Here is a 280-nt window from a genome sequence, read left to right as displayed (position 1 = left end):
TCCTCTAATAAAGAATAGGTAATAATGCTTGAAGTTTCGGAATGAGCCGAAATGGAAATACAGCAAAATCGTCATGATTTCACTATCAGATAAAGAGGCTTTACGTCGTCTGCGCTTTACTCCATCTTCACTCAAAAGCAATTTTCCTGCATTTTCAGCATCAAAAACTTTGTAAAATTCATCAATAATACAAAATAATTCTGTAACTTTGTCCTTGGTAATCTCCATAATGATATCTTTTTATGTTTGTAACTAATTGGATTTCAACTACAAAGATACA

Annotated in this window: 1 pseudogene; it reads right to left on the bottom strand. The window is 31.8% G+C overall.

Annotated features, from left to right (window positions below):
- A pseudogene (locus tag CWC11_RS23195) lies at positions 1-228 on the bottom strand (IS982 family transposase); the annotation flags it as partial.
- Between the last annotated feature and the right edge of the window lie 52 nt (positions 229-280).

Source organism: Pseudoalteromonas sp. S3178 (assembly GCF_005886985.1).
Classification (GTDB): domain Bacteria; phylum Pseudomonadota; class Gammaproteobacteria; order Enterobacterales; family Alteromonadaceae; genus Pseudoalteromonas; species Pseudoalteromonas carrageenovora.
The sequence above is the reverse complement of the archived record's forward strand: the minus strand, read 5'-3'. Positions and strand labels throughout refer to the sequence as shown.